A 16462-nucleotide genomic window follows, 5' to 3' on the forward strand; every position below is an offset into this window, starting at 1 on the left:
GGTGTTCCTCACGCCGTACCGGTCCTGCGGTGTGCGCACCGGACGACCGGTGTCGTCGATCTGCTGCGCCCCGCGCACTCTCGCGCCGGTGCGGTCACCCACGCGCGGCTGCACCGGCGCCGAGGTGGCAGGAACGACGCGCGAGCGCGTCCGGCGACGGGGCCGGTCGGGACGGTGGCGGCGTCGTCGATGCCGCGGGTGCCGCTCCAGGCCACGAGGGACACCGGCACCGCCCCCGCGGGACTCAGCCGGCGGGGTCGGGCGGGACGACGTCCGGGACGTCGTTGGGGCCGGCCTCCGCCGGGCGCGGGCGGTCCTGGCGGTGCAGGCGGACGGCGACCAGCGCGACGTCGTCCTCGGGCCGGCCGTCGACGAGCCGCTCGAGCACCTCGTCGAGCAGCTGCTGCAGCGGCAGGTGGGCGACGTCGGCCAGCGCCTCGCGCAGCCGCACCATCCCGGCGTCGAGGTCGGCGTCGCGCCGCTCGACGAGGCCGTCGGTGAACAGCAGCACCGTGGACCCGCGGTCGAGCGTCACCACCGACTCCTGGCGCGCAGTCGAGGCGTCCACGCCCAGCAGCAGGTCGCCCTTCCAGGCGGCCAGCTCGGCCACGCTGCCGTCGGGGTTGATGACCAGCGGCGGCAGGTGCCCGGCGTTCGCCCAGCGCATGCGGGTGATGCCGCGCCGGCGCTCGTCGTCGGTCTGCTCGAAGCGGGCCACCGCGGCCGTCGCCAGCACGTGGGTCTGCAGCACCGCCATCGAGGTGTCCAGCCCGCGCAGCACCTCCACCGGCGGCGCGTCGCTGTAGGTGGCGATGCCGCGCAGCAGCCCGCGCAGCTGGCCCATGGCCGCGGCCGCCTCGGTGTCGTGGCCGACGACGTCGCCGATGACCAGCATCGTCGCCCCGCCCGGCTGCAGGAACGCGTCGTACCAGTCGCCGCCGACCCGCGCGGCCTCGACGGCCGGCAGGTAGCGGACGGCGATCTCCGCGTGGTCGGGCTCCGGCGGCTCGGTCAGCAGACTGCGCTGCAGGCCCTCGGCCAGCTGCTGCTGCTGGGCGTAGAGCCGGGCGTTGTCCAGGGCCAGGCCGGCTCGGTCGGCGACGTCCTGGGCGGTGATCATGTCCTCCCGCGTCAGGGACTCCCCGACGCCCGCGTACAGGGTCAGCACGCCGAGGGTGCGCCCGCGGCCGCGCAGCGGCAGGCAGGCCGCCGACTCGGGCGCCAGGGCGGTGAGCAGGTCCTGCGCCTCGCCCGTGGGCAGCAGCGTGCGCACCTCCGCGGCCGCGGCCCGCACCGCCTCGCCCGCGAGCAGCGCGCGGGCGACGGGGGAGGTGGCCGGCATGGCGTCGAGCCGGACGGCGGCGTAGCGCTCGACCAGCGCGCGCCGGGACGGGTCGGCGTGCCACCAGCCGACGTCGCGGGCGCGGCCGTCGGCGTCGACCACGGTGACGATGCACCACTCGGCCAGCGTCGGGACGACCAGCCGGGGGAGGTGGCCGGTGGCGCTCCGCGTGTCCAGGGCCCCGGACAGCTCGGCGCTGACCTGGGCGAGCAGGGCCAGCCGCTGGGCCGAGCGCTCGGCGTGGTCCCGGGCCAGCTTCCGCTCGGTGACCTCGATGAAGTAGACCGACAGGCCCTCGGGCGTCGGCCAGGCGCGCACCTCGTACCAGCCGTCCAGCGGCGCGGGGTAGTGCGCGTCGAAGTTCACCGGCAGCCCGGTCCGGACGGCGCTGCGGTAACTCTCCTCCCAGACGCTGTTCACCGTCGCGGGGAACGACGTCCAGATGACCTCGCCGAGCAGCTCCTCGCGGCTGCGGCCCAGCAGCCGCTCGGCCTCGGCGTTGACGTGCGTGAAGCGCCACTCGGGGTCCAGCGAGTAGAAGCCGGCCGGCATGGCCTCCAGCACCCGGGTGACGCGGACGTCGCCGGTGCGGTCCTCGGTGGTGTCGTACGCGGCGCCCAGCAGCCGGACGGCCCTGCCGTCCGGGCCGGCCAGCGCGCGGCCGCGGGCCTGCACCCAGCGGGTGTCGCCGTCCGGGCGCTCGACCCGGTACTCCGCCTCGAAGTCGCCGATGCCGTCGATGCAGGCGCGCAGCGCCTCGCTGACGCGGGGCAGGTCGTCGGGGTGCAGCCGCCGGTTGAAGGCGGTGATCGTGCCGTCGAAGTCCTCGGGCGTGTAGCCGAACACCGCCATCAGCGGGTCGTCCCACACCAGCTCGCCGGTGCGCAGGTCCCAGTCGAAGGTGCCCACGCGGCCGGCGTCCATCGCCAGCCGCCAGCGCAGGTGCTGGCGCTCGTACTCGCCGGTCAGCGCCGTGTACTCCAGCTCGGTCACCACCGAGGCGGCGAGCTGGCGCAGCGTGGCGGCGTCGGCCTCGGTCCACTCCCGCGGCAGCGGGTCGAACACGCACAGCGTCCCGACGACGTGCCCCTCGCCGTCGGTCAGCGGAGCACCGAGGTAGGCGACCACCAGCCCGCCGGTCACCGTGGGCAGGTGGGCGACCCGCTCGTCGGCCCGCGCGTCGGGGATGACCAGGGCGTCGGGGCCGGTGGCGGCGAGCGTGCACGGGGTGTCGGGGAGCCCGGTCTCGCGGGTCGCGCTGCCCGGGGGCAGTCCGGCGACGCCGGCGACGGTCTGCACGTCGTCCAGCAGGGAGATCTGGCCGGCCTGCGCGCCGAGCAGGCGTGCGGCGAGCTCGACCAGCCGGTCGAGGGCGGGCGAGCCGGCCTGGGCGCCCCGGAGCCGGCGGGCGGCGCGCAGGCGGGCAGGGTCGCTGCGCAGCGCCTCCGCCGCCAGTTCGACGTCGGACGCGCGCACAGCACTCTGCTGCCGCGGGGATCGCTCCACCGGTACCTCTCCACTGTCGACGGCTGGTGCCGGGGTGCTCCGAGCCCGCCGGCGGCCACGGCTGTTCGAGCTGCGCGGGATCCCCGCAGTTATGTCATGGTCCCTCGGTTGGGTGCAACGATCCTGACGCAGATCACGCTCCCCGCCACGGGGCGTGCCCGGTCAGCCTGTCGCCGCCCCCGCCGGCACGACGAGGGTCAGCGCCGTTCCCCCGGCGTGTTCCACGTGGAACCCGGCGCGCCGCAGCAGCGCCCGCAGCCGGACGACGTCCGCCGGCTCGCCGGTCGTGGTGGCGAGCAGCCGGGCGACGCGGCCCTTGTGCGCCTTGTTGGAGTGGCTGACCACCGCCCGCGTGCCGTCCGGGCGCTCGCTGAGCACCTCGAGGGTCACCGCGCCGGGCACCGGGGCCAGCGCGGCGTAGGCGCCGCTGCGCAGGTCGACCACCAGTTCGTCGACGCCGGCGAGCACCGGTCCCAGCGCCGGCCGCCACAGGGTGCGCAGCGTCGGCAGGCCGGGCAGCGCCGAGCCGGCCGAGAGCCGGTAGGCGGGGATGGGGTCGGTGCCGCGGACCACCCCGAACAGCGCCGACCCGACCGCCAGCCGCCGGTCGGCCCGCGCGCGCTGGGCGCGGGTCAGCGAGCGCACGTCGAGGGCGTCGTAGAGGACGCCGGTGTAGCGCTCGAGGGCGGGCATCGTGGGGGTGACGCGCAGCTCGGCGTTGCGCGCGATCTCGTCGTCCTGCTTCGCGGACAGGCCCAGCGCCGTCCGCGCTGCCGGGAGGTCCCCGGCGAGCTCGGCGAGCGCCGTGACCAGGCCGGCGCGGACGTCGGTCAGCTCGGGCCAGGACAGCGCGGCGAGGTCCAGCGCGGCGCCGTCCCCGCCCGGGGCCTTGGTCTCCGATGGGGGCAGCAGGACGAGCACGAGCTGTCACGCTACGTCGTAACCGGCCGCGTGTCGGATCCCGGTCGGGTCCCCTGCCGGGCCGCACCGGGGGTGGCGGGGACCACACTCGGGCCCTGCCGCCTCCCAGCCCCGGAGGACCGTCGCGGACAGAGGAGAACCGGTCGCCGGGGCACCCGGGCGGTGGGCACCGCGGCCGGCACAGAGGCGTGCCGGCGCCGACGAGGAGGAGCGTCCGTGGCAGGCAACAAGGCAGTCATGTACATGGGTCCAGGGAAGGTCGAGGTCAAGGACCTCGAGTACCCCGGGTTGGAGCTCAAGGAGGGACCGGGGGTCAACCCGGCCAACGTCGGCCGCAAGACCCCGCACGGGGTCATCCTCCGGACGGTTGCCACCAACATCTGCGGCAGCGACCAGCACATGGTCCGGGGGCGCACGACGGCGCCCGAGGGTCTGGTGCTCGGCCACGAGATCACCGGGGAGATCATCGAGAAGGGAAACGACGTCGAGTTCCTGCAGGTCGGGGACATCGTCAGCGTGCCGTTCAACATCGCCTGCGGCCGCTGTCGCAACTGCAAGGAGGGCAAGACCGGCATCTGCCTGAACGTCAACCCCGACCGCCCGGGCTCGGCCTACGGCTACGTCGACATGGGCGGCTGGACCGGCGGCCAGGCCGAGTACGTGATGGTCCCGTACGCGGACTGGAACTGCCTGAAGTTCCCCGACCGCGACCAGGCGCTGGCCAAGATCCGCGACCTCACGATGCTGTCGGACATCTTCCCGACCGGCTACCACGGCTGCGTGACCGCCGGGGTCGGCACCGGGTCGACGGTGTACATCGCCGGCGCCGGGCCGGTCGGGCTCGCCGCGGCGGCCTCAGCGCACCTGCTCGGGGCGGCCGTCGTCATCGTCGGCGACCTCAACGCCGACCGGCTGGCCCAGGCCCGCAGCTTCGGCTGCGAGACCGTCGACGTCTCCAAGGGCGACCCCAAGGACCAGATCGCCGAGATCCTCGGCGAGCCGGAGGTCGACTGCGGCGTCGACGCGGTGGGCTTCGAGGCCCGCGGGCACGGGCCGGGCTCGCAGCAGGAGGCCCCTGCGACGGTGCTCAACTCGCTGATGGACATCACCCGCGCCGGTGGCGCGCTCGGCATCCCCGGTCTCTACGTGACCGGTGACCCGGGCGCGGTCGACGACGCGGCCAAGCAGGGCTCGCTGTCCATCCGGCTGGGGCTGGGCTGGGCGAAGTCCCACGCCTTCACCACCGGCCAGTGCCCGGTGATGCGCTACAACCGGCAGCTGATGATGGCGATCCTGCACGACCGGGTGCAGATCGCGAAGGCGGTGAACGCCGAGGTCATCCCGCTGGAGGACGCGCCGCGGGGCTACCAGGAGTTCGACAAGGGCGCGGCGAAGAAGTACGTGCTCAACCCGAACGGCCTGATCCCGGCCGCGTGAACCGACGATCACGGCGCCGTGACCACCTCCGGCCCGTCCGGGGTGGTCCCGGCGCCGTGATCGCGCCGGAGCTCACGTCCAGTACAGGAGCTGGGCCGAGGGCAGCCGCTCGGCGAGCGCGGCCTCGAACCAGGCGCGCAGCTCGGCCATCGTCTCCCTCGGGTAGACGTGCTTGACCGAGCCGTACTTCCCGCGCTTGGTCGTGCGCCGGGCCTCGTCCATGTCGAGCTTCGTGCGCGGGTACCAGTCCAGCAGCGTCTCCTTGCTGCCGGGCGTGAAGCGGTGGGTGATGCACTCGACGGTGAGGTCCGCGTCGGCCGGGAGCGCGGCGGCGAGGGTGTCGAGCAGGTCGCCGTACTCCTCGCGCCAGCCCTCGACCGGCATGATCGGCGCGATGGTCAGGCCCACCGGGTAGCCGGCCGCGGCCACCGCGGCCAGCGCCGCCACCCGACCGGACACCGGCGACGTCGCCCCCTCGAAGCGCCGCGCCACCGAGGCCGCGTTGACCGAGAACCGCAGCCGCGTGCGCCCGCCGTGCGGCAGGTCGAGCAGGCCGGCGACGTCGTCGAACTTGGTGGTCGCCCGCAGCTGCACCGGCCCGGGCCAGTCGTGCGTGCCGAAGTGCTCGACCATCCGCGCCAGGCCGCCGGTCAGGTGCTCGATCGCCAGCGGGTCGGTGTAGCAGGAGGCCTCGAACGTCGTCCCCTCGCCGCCGCGCTCGAGCGTGCCCGAGGTGACCGCGCCGCGCCCGACGTACTCGTCGAGGCCGTCGAGGACCTCGTCGAGGTCGGCGAAGACACGGGTGACCGGCGGGCCGGACAGCGAGCCGGCGAGGTAGCAGTACTGGCAGTGCGCGGGGCAGCCCTCGGCCAGGTCGACGCGCCAGTCCGCCGACGGCGGGATCGGCTGCAGCCTGCGCTTGGACGGCGCGGGGACGACGAGCGCGAGGGTGTCCTTGGCGCGCATGAAGGCAGCGCGGTCGCCGTCCCCGCGCAGGTTGGGCAGCCGGTCGCCGGGCAGCAGCTCGACGTCGGACACCCCTGCGGCCTCGAGCCGCGCGAGGACGCGCTGCCCGTACGGCCGCTCGGCGGCCGAGCGGGTGACGAGGACGCGCGACGGCGTCCACAGGCGGGTCGGGGACGGGGCGGTGGGGGAAGGGGCGAGCGCGGCGGTCATCACCCGGCACAACACCGGGCGGGACGACGTCCGTGCAGGTCAGGAGGTGAGTTCGACCACCACGGGGGCGTGGTCGCTGGCACCCTTGCCCTTGCGCTCCTCGCGGTCGATGCGCGCGCCGCCGACCCGGGCGGCCAGGGCCGGTGAGCCCAGCACGAAGTCGATCCGCATCCCCTCGCGGCGGGGGAAGCGCAGCTGGGTGTAGTCCCAGTAGGTGTACACGCCGGGGCCGGGGGTGTACGGCCGGACCACGTCGGCGTACCCGGCGTCGACGATCGCGCGGAACGCGGCCCGCTCCGGCTCGGAGACGTGCGTGGAGTGGGCGAAGACCCGCACGTCCCACACGTCGTCGTCCTGCGGGGCGATGTTCCAGTCGCCGACCAGGGCGACCTGCGCACCGGCGTCCTCGGCCAGCCACCCGGTGGCCGCGCTCCGCAGCGCCTCGAGCCACTGCAGCTTGTACTGGTAGTGCGGGTCGGTCAGCGTGCGCCCGTTGGGCACGTAGAGGCTCCACACCCGCACCCCGCCGCAGGTGGCGCCCAGCGCGCGGGCCTCCGGCGCGGGGTCGACGCCCTCCTTCGCCGACCAGGTCGGCATCCCGGGGAAGCCGACCTCGACGTCCTGCAGGCCGACACGGGACAGCACCGCCACCCCGTTCCACTGCGAGTGGCCGACGTGCGCGACCTGGTAGCCGAGGTCGGTGAAGCGGGACTCGGGGAACTGGTCGTCGCGGCACTTCGTCTCCTGGAGAGCCAGGACGTCGACGTCCGAGCGCTGCAGCCAGGCGACCACGCGGTCGGCGCGGGTGCGGATCGAGTTGACGTTCCAGGTGGCGAGACGCACGGGAACCGACCATACGGAGTGCTCGACGGGCCCGGTCCGGGCTCCGGGCGGCCGTCCGGCGTGAACCCCTCCACGTCCGGGGTACACGGACGGGTGGCGGTCGAGGTGTGGGAGTCGTGAGGGCGCTGCGCCGGCGCGACGGGTGGGAGCATGGGGGGTGACGGGCTGCCACGGGTCGCCCCACGTCGAGACAGTCAGCGAGGAGGACCCGTGAGCGAGCACGACTGGGACCTGACGCGTCCCATCGGCCCGTCGCGGCCCCTGCCGCCACCGCCGGAGAGCCCGCGCCGGGGGACGCCCGCTCCCCGTGGCCGCGGCCTCGCCGCGACGCTGGGCCTGACCGTGGTGAACGCCGTCCTCCCGGGGACGGCGTTCCTCGCAGCCGGTCGGCGCCGGATGGGCGCGCTGGTCCTCGTGGTCTTCCTGCTGCTGGTCGGCGGCGCCGCGTGGCTGGCCACCACGGGTCAGCGGGTCGCCGCGCAGATCGCCGTCGACGCCTCCGCGCTGATCTGGGTGTTCGGCGGGATCGTCGTCCTGGGCCTGCTGTGGGTCGCCGTCGTCGTCGGGGGCTACCGCGCGCTGCTGTCGCCGCGCACCTCCCGCGGCGGGAAGGTGCTGGGCGGCGTCCTGGTGGCCGCGCTGGTGGCCGGCATCGCGTACCCGGTGGTCACGGCCGGCCAGGTGGCGCTGGCCCAGCGCGGCCTCATCGACGGGCTCTTCGCCGATCGCGAGTCGGCCACGGTGACCGCCGGGGTCGACCCCTTCGGCGACCAGGAGCGGGTCAACGTGCTGCTGCTGGGCGGGGACGGCGGCGAGGGCCGCGAGGGCGTGCGCACCGACACCGTGATCGTGGCCAGCATCGACACCGACACCGGCGACACGACGCTGTTCAGCCTGCCGCGCAACCTCGAGGACCTGCCGTTCCCGGCCGACAGCCCGCTCGGCGACGTCTACCCGGACGGCTTCGACGCCGGCAGCGAGAGCGAGAGCCTGCTCAACGCCGTCTACCGCAACGGCCCCCGTGACCACCCCGACGTCCTCGGGCCGACCGACGACCCCGGGGCGGACTTCCTCAAGCTCGGGGTCGGCGAGGCGCTCGGCCTGGACATCCACTACTTCGTGCTGGTCAACCTCGACGGGTTCAGCCGGCTGGTCGACGCCCTCGGCGGGATCACCGTCGACGTCAACTACTGGGTGCCCATCAACGGCAACCCCGGCACCGGCGAGCTGCCCGACGACTACATCGAGCCCGGTCCCGACCAGCGGATGGACGGCGCGCGGGCGCTGGCCTTCGCCCGCGGTCGCTTCGGCCTCACCGACTACGACCGGATGGCCCGTCAGCGCTGCACGATCAGCGCGATCATCGAGGCCGCCGACCCGGTGACCCTGCTGGAGCGCTACCAGGAGCTCGCGGCCACCACGCAGGACATCGTGAGCACCGACATCCCCCGGTCGGCCCTCGACGACTTCGTCGACCTGGGGTTCCTGGTCAAGGACGCCGAGGTGCGCAGCGTGGTCTTCGACGACACCGTGATCAACCCGGCCTACCCCGACTACGACCGGATCCGCTCGATCGTCGACGAGGCGCTGCACCCCGCACCGGCGGCCGACGACGCCGCGAACGGCACACCTGCGCCGACACCCACGCCGGCCCCCGGCTCGCCGACCGCGGCGCCGGGCGTGCCCACGGGCGAGGCCGGGGCGGTGACGGACGTGACCGACGCCTGTGCCTACGACCCCGCCCGGGCCGCCGAGGCCCGCGCCGCGGGCGAGCCGCCGAACCGGGCCGACTGAAGAAGGACCACCCTCCTCCCCCCCGGAGAAGGACCCCGTCCCCCTCACCCCTCGCACGTTCGGGGCGAGCCTCTGGACGGGGCCTCGCGGCGGGACCCTGCAGGGCGGCCGTTCCCGTGCCCCACCGAGGTCGGGGCAGGTCCCAGGAGAGGAACCGGCGGGTGACGCCGCCTAGGGTCGATCGCATGACCTCACCCGCGGGGGACCGCCGCGAGCGCCTCGTCGCGCTGCTCGTGGCCGGCGTGGCCGTCGTCCTGCTGGTGTCGTCGCCCACCTGGTTCGCCAGCGGCCGGACCGGCGTGGGGGTCGCCCAGCTGTTCCTCGGCGCGGTCCTCGCCGCGGTCGCGGCCTTCCTGTACCGGCGCGCGCAGCGCCGCTGACCACCGCACCCGACGCGGGGCCGTCCCGCCCCGGCCGCGGCTCGTGGACGGTCGCATTGCGCCGCGACGCGACCGGCAGCACGCTGACCGGACCTGTCGATGACCGAGTGGAGGTCGGCGTGAAGCTGGACAAGCAGGAGCTGGTGCGGGTGCTGCACACGGAGGGCGACAACGAGACCGCCGACAAGGTGGCCGCCCAGCTGCCCGACGAGATCGACACCGAGCGGGACGGCGACACGCTCGACGGGCTCGGGCTGGACCGCACGCAGCTGATGGCCAAGCTCGCCGGCGGCGGCTTCGGCGGGACGATCGCCCCCTGACGTCGTTCCGGCGGCTCAGCGGGCGCGGAGCCCGGCGCCCAGCTCGACGGCGTGGTCGAGGAACGGGACGACGACGGCCGGGTCGACCCCGTCCGGGGCGGTGAACTCGAGTGCGCGGACCTGGCGTCCGGTGCCCGTCAGGCGCCCCTCCGGGTCGGGCAGCCGTGCGCCGTGCTCGAACACCAGCTGCACGCGCTCGGCTCCCGGGAAGAGGGCGCAGACGAAGCCGGCGGCGGGATCGCGGTAGTTGATCGAGTGCCAGCCGTGCCGCACCCGCTCCTCGAGCTGCGGATGGGCGTCCAGCAGCACGGTGCGCAGCCGCTGCGCGGTGGCCGCCACCCCGTCAGGGTGCTCGCTCAGCAGGTCGTCGGCTCCCGGGTCCCTGGGCACGGCTGCAGCCTGGCACCGGGCACCGACAGCCGGGAACGGCTGCCGGTGCCCGGCCGGGTCCTCCCTCAGCCGGCGTACGGGCGCTCGCGCGCCAGCTCCTCCTTGGCCACCCCGCGGATGTGCACGGCGTCCGGGCCGTCGACGATGCGCAGCGTGCGGGCGCTGGCGTAGAAGCGGGCCAGCACGGTGTCGTCGCTGACGCCGGCCCCGCCGTGCAGCTGGATGGCCCGGTCGATGACGTCGAGGGCGACCCGGGGGGCGGCGACCTTGATCGCGGAGATCTCGGTTCGGGCACCCTTCGCCCCGTGCTTGTCGATCAGGTCCGCGGTCTTGAGCACGTAGAGCCGGGCCTGGTCGATCTCCATCCGCGACAGGGCGATCGCCTCGCGCACGGTGCCCTGGTCGGCCAGCGGCCGGCCGAACGCCACCCGGGCCTTCGACCGCTCCACCATCAGCATCAGCGCCCGCTCCGCCATGCCGATCGCCCGCATGCAGTGGTGGATGCGGCCGGGGCCGAGCCGGGCCTGGGCGATCATGAAGCCGTCGCCCTCACCGGCCAGGACGTTCGACACCGGCACCCGGACGTCGGTGAACCGCAGCTCCGAGTGGCCGTGCTGGTCCTGGTACCCGAAGACCGGCAGGTGCCGCACGATCTCGAAGCCGGGGGTGTCCCGGGGGACGAGCACCATCGACTGCTGGCGGTGCGGCGGCCCGTCGGGGTCGGTCTTGCCCATGACGATGAAGATCTGGCAGCGCTCGTCGGCGGTGCCGGTGATCCACCACTTGCGGCCGTTGATGACGTACTCGTCGCCGTCGCGCACGATCGAGGTCTGGATGTTCCGGGCGTCGGACGACGCGACGTCCGGCTCGGTCATCGCGAACCCGGAACGGATCTCGCCCTCCAGCAGGGGGGTGAGCCAGCGCTCCTTCTGCTCGGGCGTGCCGAACAGCATCAGGGTCTCCATGTTCCCGGTGTCCGGGGCCCCGCAGTTGGTCACCTCGGGGGCGATCACCGGCGACCAGCCCATGATCTCGGCGACGGAGGCGTACTCCAGGTTGGTCAGCCCGCCGAGTTCGTGGTGGAAGAGGTTCCAGAGGCCACGCTTGCGGGCCTCGACCTTCAGCTCCTCGAGCACCGGGGGGTGCTCGTGGTTGTCGTGACCGCGTTCGGCGCGCCACGCCTCGTACACCGGCTCGGCGGGGAAGACCTGCTCACGCATGAAGTCCCACATCCGGCCGCAGACGTCCTCGGCTCGTGCGGAGAGGGCGAAGTCCATGGACGCAACGTAGAGGGCGGCGTGACCGGCGTCTCGCCAGGGGTCCGTCGTGCGGTCCCGGGTCAGGACGGCGGGTCGTCGTCCGGCCGCCACTCCCCGGCGGGCAGCCAGCAGCTGAACGCGAACGGGCAGCCGATCAGCACCAGCAGGGCCATCAGGCCGAAGGCCGCCGGCCCCAGCAGGAGCGGCGCGGCGACGACCACCACCGCACCCAGCACCACCACCCAGAGCGCACCGCGGCCCGGTGGGGGGCCCAGGGTGCCCGGGCCGGCGGCCAGCCGAGCGGCGAGGTCGGGGTCGTCGCGGGCGAGGGCCTCGCCCAGGGCGCGCAGCACGGGGTCGTCGTCCACGGCACGGGCCTCCGGTTCCGGCACGTGCGGCGCCCCTGGCTCGGGCGCGGGCAGGACGTCGTCCCCCGGGTCGAGTCCCCGACTGCCAGCCTCCGCCGCGGACCGCGGGACCGCCAGCCCCCTGTGCGCGCCGTCCGGCCGCGGATGCGCCGGAGGCCGGGCCCCGTGCGGGGCCCGGCCTCCGGCAACGTGCGGGAACGGCCCTGCTGCAGGGCCCGCCGGCCCCGTCCTCCCCACCGCGAGCTCGCGGTGAGGAGGACGGGGTCCTCTGTCAGACGCGCGAGGCGCGGCCGGTGACGGTGTTGCGCACCGGGCCCAGCGCGATGACCAGACCCACGACCGCGGTGAGGACGTGCAGGACGTTGTCAGCGGCGTTGATGCTGAGGAAGTCCCACGTCTTGCCGATCGCGATCAGCCCGTAGACGAACGCGGCGCCGTAGCCGACGGCCAGCAGCCAGCCGTAGGTGCGCGCGCCGGCCAGGGTGCGGGCCAGCAGCAGGCCGGCCGCACCGATGACGATGTGGACGACGTTGTGCATGCCGTTGATCTCGAACCCGAGCAGGGTCCGGTTGGTGTCGTGGGCGAAGAAGTCGCCGAATCCGGTGACGAAGAAGCCGACGATCCCCACCAGCAGGTAGATGGCGCCGAACGCCAGCGCCAGGAGCTGCGGCCAGGTCCGCGCTCCGCTGGTCGTGTTGCCCGCAGTAGCGGCCATGGTGTCCTCCAGGGTGCAGTCAATCCGCCACGGTTCGACGGGTCTGGGTGTGCGATACCCGCCGCGGACGTTCCGGAACGGATGTCACCCGTCCGTGTTGGGCACCACACACCGGCGGATGGCCCCGCCGACGGGCCGCCGCAGCGACCCGCACCAGCTGTTCGTCGGCCGGCGCCCGGGCGGTTCACCACGCCGCTGTCCCCGGCGTGTCGTGTACCCCGGAAAGGGCACGCGCGACATCCCGTAATCAGCGGCTCCCGCGACTACGGTCGGGGCCCACCCGGTCCCACCGGGCGGAGAGGCCGGTCCTGACCCCGTGCGCCACGGGGGACCACGGGGTCAGGACCGCTCGCCCCCTGCTCAGCGCCGCGTGGCCCGGGCCCGGCGGACGACGAAGGGGCCGATCGCCAGCAGGTCCACCGGGGCCGAGCCGAAGCACTCCAGGGCGTCGCGGGGGTCGTCGACCATCGGCCGGCCGGCGGTGTTGAGGCTGGTGTTGACCACGACCGGCAGGCCGGTGCGCCGCTCGAACGCCGCGATCATCCGGTGCACCAGCGGCTCGGTCTCGCGGTCGATCGTCTGGATGCGCGCCGTCCCGTCGACGTGGGTGACCGTCGGGATGCGGTCCTTCCACTCCGGGGCGACGTCGTGCACGAAGAGCATGTACGGCGAGGGGATCGGACCGCGGCCGAAGATCTCGGGCGCCCGCTCCAGCAGGACCATCGGCGCCACCGGGCGGAACTGCTCGCGACCCTTGACGTCGTTCATCCGCTCGAGGTTGGCCTCGTGGCCGGGGTGGGCCAGCAGCGAGCGGTGCCCCAGGGCGCGCGGGCCGAACTCCGAGCGGCCCTGGAACCAGGCGACGATGCCGTTGTCGGCCAGCACCTCGGCCACGGCCTCGGCGACGTCGTCGGGCCGCTCGTAGTCGATGGCCGCCGTCTGCAGCCACCGCTCGATCTCGTCGTCGGTCCAGCTGCGGCCCAGCGCGGCGCCCGGCATCGGCTCGGTGCGCTCGCCGAGCTCGGTGGCCACGTGCAGCGCCGCGCCCAGCGCCGTCCCGGCGTCACCGGCAGCCGGCTGCACCCAGACCTCCTCGAACGGGCTCTCGGCCAGGATGCGGGTGTTGGCCACGCAGTTGAGCGCGGTGCCGCCGGCCAGGGTGAGGGTCCTCTCGCCGGTCTGCTCGTGCACCCAGCAGGCCAGGTCGACGAGCACCTCCTCGAGGCGCTGCTGGACGCTGGCGGCGAGGTCGGCGTGGGCCTCGGTCCAGTCGTCGCCCTTGCCCAGGCGGGGGGCGAACTCGGTGAAGTCGATCCTCTCGGTGACGAAGCCGCCGTCCCCGGTGGCCCGGATCAGCCCCGACAGCTCGCCGACGAACCGCGGCTTGCCGTAGGAGGCCATCGCCATGACCTTGAACTCGTCGGAGCTGCGCAGGAAGCCGAGGTGGTCGGTGAGCTCCTCGTACATCAGGCCCAGCGAGTGCGGCAGCGTCTGGCCGGCCAGGACCTCCAGCCGGCCGTCGGTGTATCGGCCGGCGAGGTGGCTGTGCGCCTCGCCGCGGCCGTCGAGCACCAGCACCGCGTTGTCCCGCTGCGGCGCGGCCAGCCCCGCGGACGCCGCGTGCGCCACGTGGTGCTTGACGAAGCGGACCTTCGCCGGGTCGAGGCCGGGCAGGGCGTGGGCGAGGAAGTCCGGCGCCATCTCGGCGTACTTCTTGCGCATGACGTCGCCGCCGTCGAACAGCCCGGACTCCTCCGGCGTGGCCATCAGCGCGGGGTCGAAGGAGTAGGCGACCGCGTCGAGCTCCTCGGGGCGGATGCCGGCCTCCCTCAGGCACCACGCCGCGGACAGCTCGGGCAGCTCCCAGGCGCTCCACGGCAGGGGACGCTTGCCGTGCTTGCGCCGGCTGAACCGCTCCTCCTCGGCCGCAGCCACGACCCGGCCGTCGACGACCAGGGCCGCCGACGGGTCGTGGTAGATCGCGTTGATGCCCAGGACCTTCACCCGTGTACTCCTCCCGCCGCCGGGCTCGGAGGACGCCCGGTCTCTGTGGTGATCATGGAGCCGTCGACAGCACTTCGCAGGACGAGGGCTTCCGCGTGGCCCCGTCCCGGGTCCCGCCCCGAGCTCTGACGGCCCCCGTGCAGGGTCCCGCCGCGAGCCTGCGAGTGACGGGGGGCACGGGGGCCCTTCGCGGGGAGGACGGGGTCCTCTCTTCAGGTGTCGCGGCGCTCGAGCAGGTCGTTGTCCAGGACGGCGGCCAGCGCCAGCGTCTTGTAGCCGACCTCCTCGAACAGGACGACGAGCCGGTCGTCCTCGACGCGCATGACCACGCCGGGCCCCCACTCGGCGTGCTGCACCGGGGTCTGCGCCGGGAACGGCGTCTCGTCGTCGTCGGGTTGCTCCTGGGACAGGCCGGCGTCGCAGTTGTCGCAGTTGCCGCACGGCTGCTCCAGCTGCTCGCCGAAGTAGCCCAGCAGGAACTGCCGCCGGCACTCGGTGGTCTCGGCGTAGCCGCGCATCATCTCGACCCGGCTCTGGTCGACCCGCTCGTGGTGCTCGGCCAGCTCCCGGGCCGCAACCGCGGCGTCGCCGGGGTCGGGTGCGCCCTCCACCGGGTGGGCGGCGCCCTCCTCGTCGAGCGCGACCGCCGACACCTGCTCGAGCAGGTTCAGGTCGCGGGCCAGGGGGGTGGCGGGCCGGCCGGTCTCCTCCCGCAGCTGCTTGACGTCGACGCCGTCGTCGATGCCGGCGGCCTGCGCGGCCGCGACCAGGCCGGCGACCTGCTGCAGCTCCTCCTCCGGCGGGATGCCGGCGGCGAAGAACTTCCGCAGACCCAGGTCCTCCTGGCGGTACACGAGCAGAGCCAGCGCGGGTTGCCCGTCCCGGCCGGCGCGGCCGATCTCCTGGTAGTAGCTGTCGACGGAGTCGGCGGGCTCGGCGTGGACGACGAAGCGGGTGTCCGGCTTGTCGATGCCCATGCCGAAGGCGGTCGTCGCGACGACGACGTCCAGCTCGTCGTCCATGAAGGCGCGCTGGGTGTCCTCGCGCTCGGACTTCTTCAGTCCCGCGTGGTAGGGCCGCACCCGCAGCCCGCGCTGGGTGAGCTCGGCGGCGATCGACTCGGTGCCCTTGCGGGTGGCGCTGTAGACGATGCCCGGGGTCCGCCCCTCACCGACCAGCTCGGTGACCCGGTCGAGCACCGCCTGCTCCTTGGTGCGGGCGTCGGCGTGCTGCTCGACCTCCAGCCGGATCTCCGGCCGGTCGAACCCGGCCACGACGACCCGGGCGTCGCGCATGCCCAGGCGCTCGACGATCTCCGCGCGCACCGGGGGCGCGGCGGTGGCGGTGAGGGCCAGCACGGTCGGGTGACCGAGCTGCTCGATGACCCCGCCCAGCCGCAGGTAGTCGGGGCGGAAGTCGTGGCCCCAGGCGGAGACGCAGTGCGCCTCGTCGACGACGAACAGCGCCGGGCGGGCCCGGGCGACGGCCTCCACGACGTCGGGCTTGGTCAGCTGCTCGGGCGCGAGGAAGAGGTGGCGGACCGTTCCGTCCGCCAGGCCCTCGAGGGCGGCGCGCTGGTCGCCGGTGGAGAGGGCGGAGTTGAGCTGGGCGGCCCGGCCCTCCAGTCCGTCGAGCTCGTCGAGCCGGTCGACCTGGTCGCGCTGCAGCGCGATGAGCGGGGACACGACGAGCACCGGCCCGTCGACCAGCTGCCCGGCGACCTGGTAGACGGCGGACTTCCCGGCGCCCGAGGGCAGCACCGCGAGGGTGTCCCGCCCGGAGACGACCGACTGCATCGCCTCCTCCTGGCCGGCCCGGAACTCCTCGTAGCCGAGCAGCTCGCGCGCGGTCTCCCGGATGCGGCGGGTGCGGACGGAGGGCGACGCCCCGGCGGGGTCGGTCTGCTTCTTGCGGGGCACCGGCACCCGCTGCCCGACCGCTGGGATCGGCAAACGACGCGCAGGTGGACGCCCGGGCGTTCCCGCGGCGACGTTCCCGCGGGACGCC

General features: G+C 74.5%; 14 protein-coding genes. 4 read left to right on the top strand and 10 right to left on the bottom strand.

Annotated features, from left to right (window positions below; all coding sequences use genetic code 11):
- Positions 1-244 precede the first annotated feature (244 nt).
- Together BLS21_RS22025 and yaaA are read right to left on the bottom strand one after the other, a co-directional pair.
- The gene (locus BLS21_RS22025) at positions 245-2818 is read right to left on the bottom strand and encodes a SpoIIE family protein phosphatase (RefSeq protein WP_245700669.1); all 2574 of its coding nucleotides are present in this window, start codon (positions 2816-2818) and stop codon (positions 245-247) included.
- A gap of 192 nt (positions 2819-3010) precedes the next feature.
- The gene (yaaA, locus tag BLS21_RS22030) at positions 3011-3769 is read right to left on the bottom strand and encodes a peroxide stress protein YaaA (protein WP_091223537.1); all 759 of its coding nucleotides are present in this window, start codon (positions 3767-3769) and stop codon (positions 3011-3013) included.
- Positions 3770-3985: 216 nt separating this feature from the next.
- Here yaaA and fdhA point away from each other — a divergent pair, with 216 nt between their 5' ends.
- A complete protein-coding gene (gene fdhA, locus BLS21_RS22035; protein WP_091223539.1) occupies positions 3986-5206 on the top strand; it encodes a formaldehyde dehydrogenase, glutathione-independent in 1221 nt (406 codons plus the stop codon).
- Positions 5207-5278: 72 nt separating this feature from the next.
- Here fdhA and BLS21_RS22040 read toward each other — a convergent pair whose 3' ends face one another.
- Together BLS21_RS22040 and BLS21_RS22045 are read right to left on the bottom strand one after the other, a co-directional pair.
- Positions 5279-6382, bottom strand: a complete 1104-nt coding sequence (locus BLS21_RS22040) for an SPL family radical SAM protein (protein WP_091223541.1) — start codon at positions 6380-6382, stop codon at positions 5279-5281.
- A gap of 39 nt (positions 6383-6421) precedes the next feature.
- The gene (locus BLS21_RS22045) at positions 6422-7225 is read right to left on the bottom strand and encodes an exodeoxyribonuclease III (RefSeq protein WP_091223543.1); all 804 of its coding nucleotides are present in this window, start codon (positions 7223-7225) and stop codon (positions 6422-6424) included.
- A 210-nt stretch (positions 7226-7435) separates the two neighbouring features.
- Here BLS21_RS22045 and BLS21_RS22050 point away from each other — a divergent pair, with 210 nt between their 5' ends.
- The 3 genes from BLS21_RS22050 to BLS21_RS22060 all read left to right on the top strand — a co-directional run bounded on the left by BLS21_RS22050 (position 7436) and on the right by BLS21_RS22060 (position 9719).
- Positions 7436-9019: an LCP family protein gene (locus BLS21_RS22050; protein ID WP_091223545.1), complete on the top strand. Its 1584-nt coding sequence runs from the start codon at positions 7436-7438 to the stop codon at positions 9017-9019.
- Positions 9020-9204: 185 nt separating this feature from the next.
- Positions 9205-9399 (top strand): hypothetical protein, encoded by a 195-nt coding sequence (locus BLS21_RS22055; RefSeq protein ID WP_091223547.1) that lies wholly within the window; start codon positions 9205-9207, stop codon positions 9397-9399.
- A 119-nt stretch (positions 9400-9518) separates the two neighbouring features.
- Positions 9519-9719, top strand: coding sequence for a hypothetical protein (locus tag BLS21_RS22060; RefSeq protein ID WP_091223603.1), 201 nt, complete (start codon positions 9519-9521; stop codon positions 9717-9719).
- 15 nt (positions 9720-9734) lie between these two features.
- On the opposite strand, the gene BLS21_RS22065 is transcribed toward BLS21_RS22060, so the two are convergent.
- From BLS21_RS22065 to BLS21_RS22090, 6 genes are all read right to left on the bottom strand, one after another.
- A complete protein-coding gene (locus BLS21_RS22065; protein ID WP_175479698.1) occupies positions 9735-10109 on the bottom strand; it encodes a DUF1801 domain-containing protein in 375 nt (124 codons plus the stop codon).
- 65 nt (positions 10110-10174) lie between these two features.
- Positions 10175-11386 (bottom strand): acyl-CoA dehydrogenase family protein, encoded by a 1212-nt coding sequence (locus BLS21_RS22070; RefSeq protein ID WP_091223551.1) that lies wholly within the window; start codon positions 11384-11386, stop codon positions 10175-10177.
- Between the two features lie 62 nt (positions 11387-11448).
- Complete coding sequence (locus BLS21_RS25370; RefSeq protein ID WP_091223553.1) at positions 11449-11736, bottom strand: DUF3040 domain-containing protein; 288 nt, start codon at positions 11734-11736, stop codon at positions 11449-11451.
- 271 nt (positions 11737-12007) lie between these two features.
- Positions 12008-12451, bottom strand: coding sequence for a DUF4383 domain-containing protein (locus BLS21_RS22080; RefSeq protein WP_091223555.1), 444 nt, complete (start codon positions 12449-12451; stop codon positions 12008-12010).
- A gap of 360 nt (positions 12452-12811) precedes the next feature.
- Positions 12812-14455, bottom strand: coding sequence for a carbamoyltransferase family protein (locus BLS21_RS22085; RefSeq protein ID WP_091223557.1), 1644 nt, complete (start codon positions 14453-14455; stop codon positions 12812-12814).
- Positions 14456-14667: 212 nt separating this feature from the next.
- Entirely contained in the window at positions 14668-16374 is a 1707-nt protein-coding gene (locus BLS21_RS22090; protein ID WP_245700670.1) for a RecQ family ATP-dependent DNA helicase, read from the bottom strand.
- Positions 16375-16462 lie beyond the last annotated feature (88 nt).

It is taken from the genome of Geodermatophilus siccatus, assembly GCF_900103785.1.
Classification (GTDB): domain Bacteria; phylum Actinomycetota; class Actinomycetes; order Mycobacteriales; family Geodermatophilaceae; genus Geodermatophilus; species Geodermatophilus siccatus.

Bases quoted from the DNA above. Each gene is read 5' to 3' on its own strand.
- BLS21_RS22070 (WP_091223551.1), bottom strand. From the start codon at position 11,386: ATGGACTTCGCCCTCTCCGCACGAGCCGAGGACGTCTGCGGCCGGATG.
- BLS21_RS22055 (WP_091223547.1), top strand. From the start codon at position 9,205: ATGACCTCACCCGCGGGGGACCGCCGCGAGCGCCTCGTCGCGCTGCTC.
- BLS21_RS22040 (WP_091223541.1), bottom strand. From the start codon at position 6,382: ATGACCGCCGCGCTCGCCCCTTCCCCCACCGCCCCGTCCCCGACCCGC.
- BLS21_RS22080 (WP_091223555.1), bottom strand. From the start codon at position 12,451: ATGGCCGCTACTGCGGGCAACACGACCAGCGGAGCGCGGACCTGGCCG.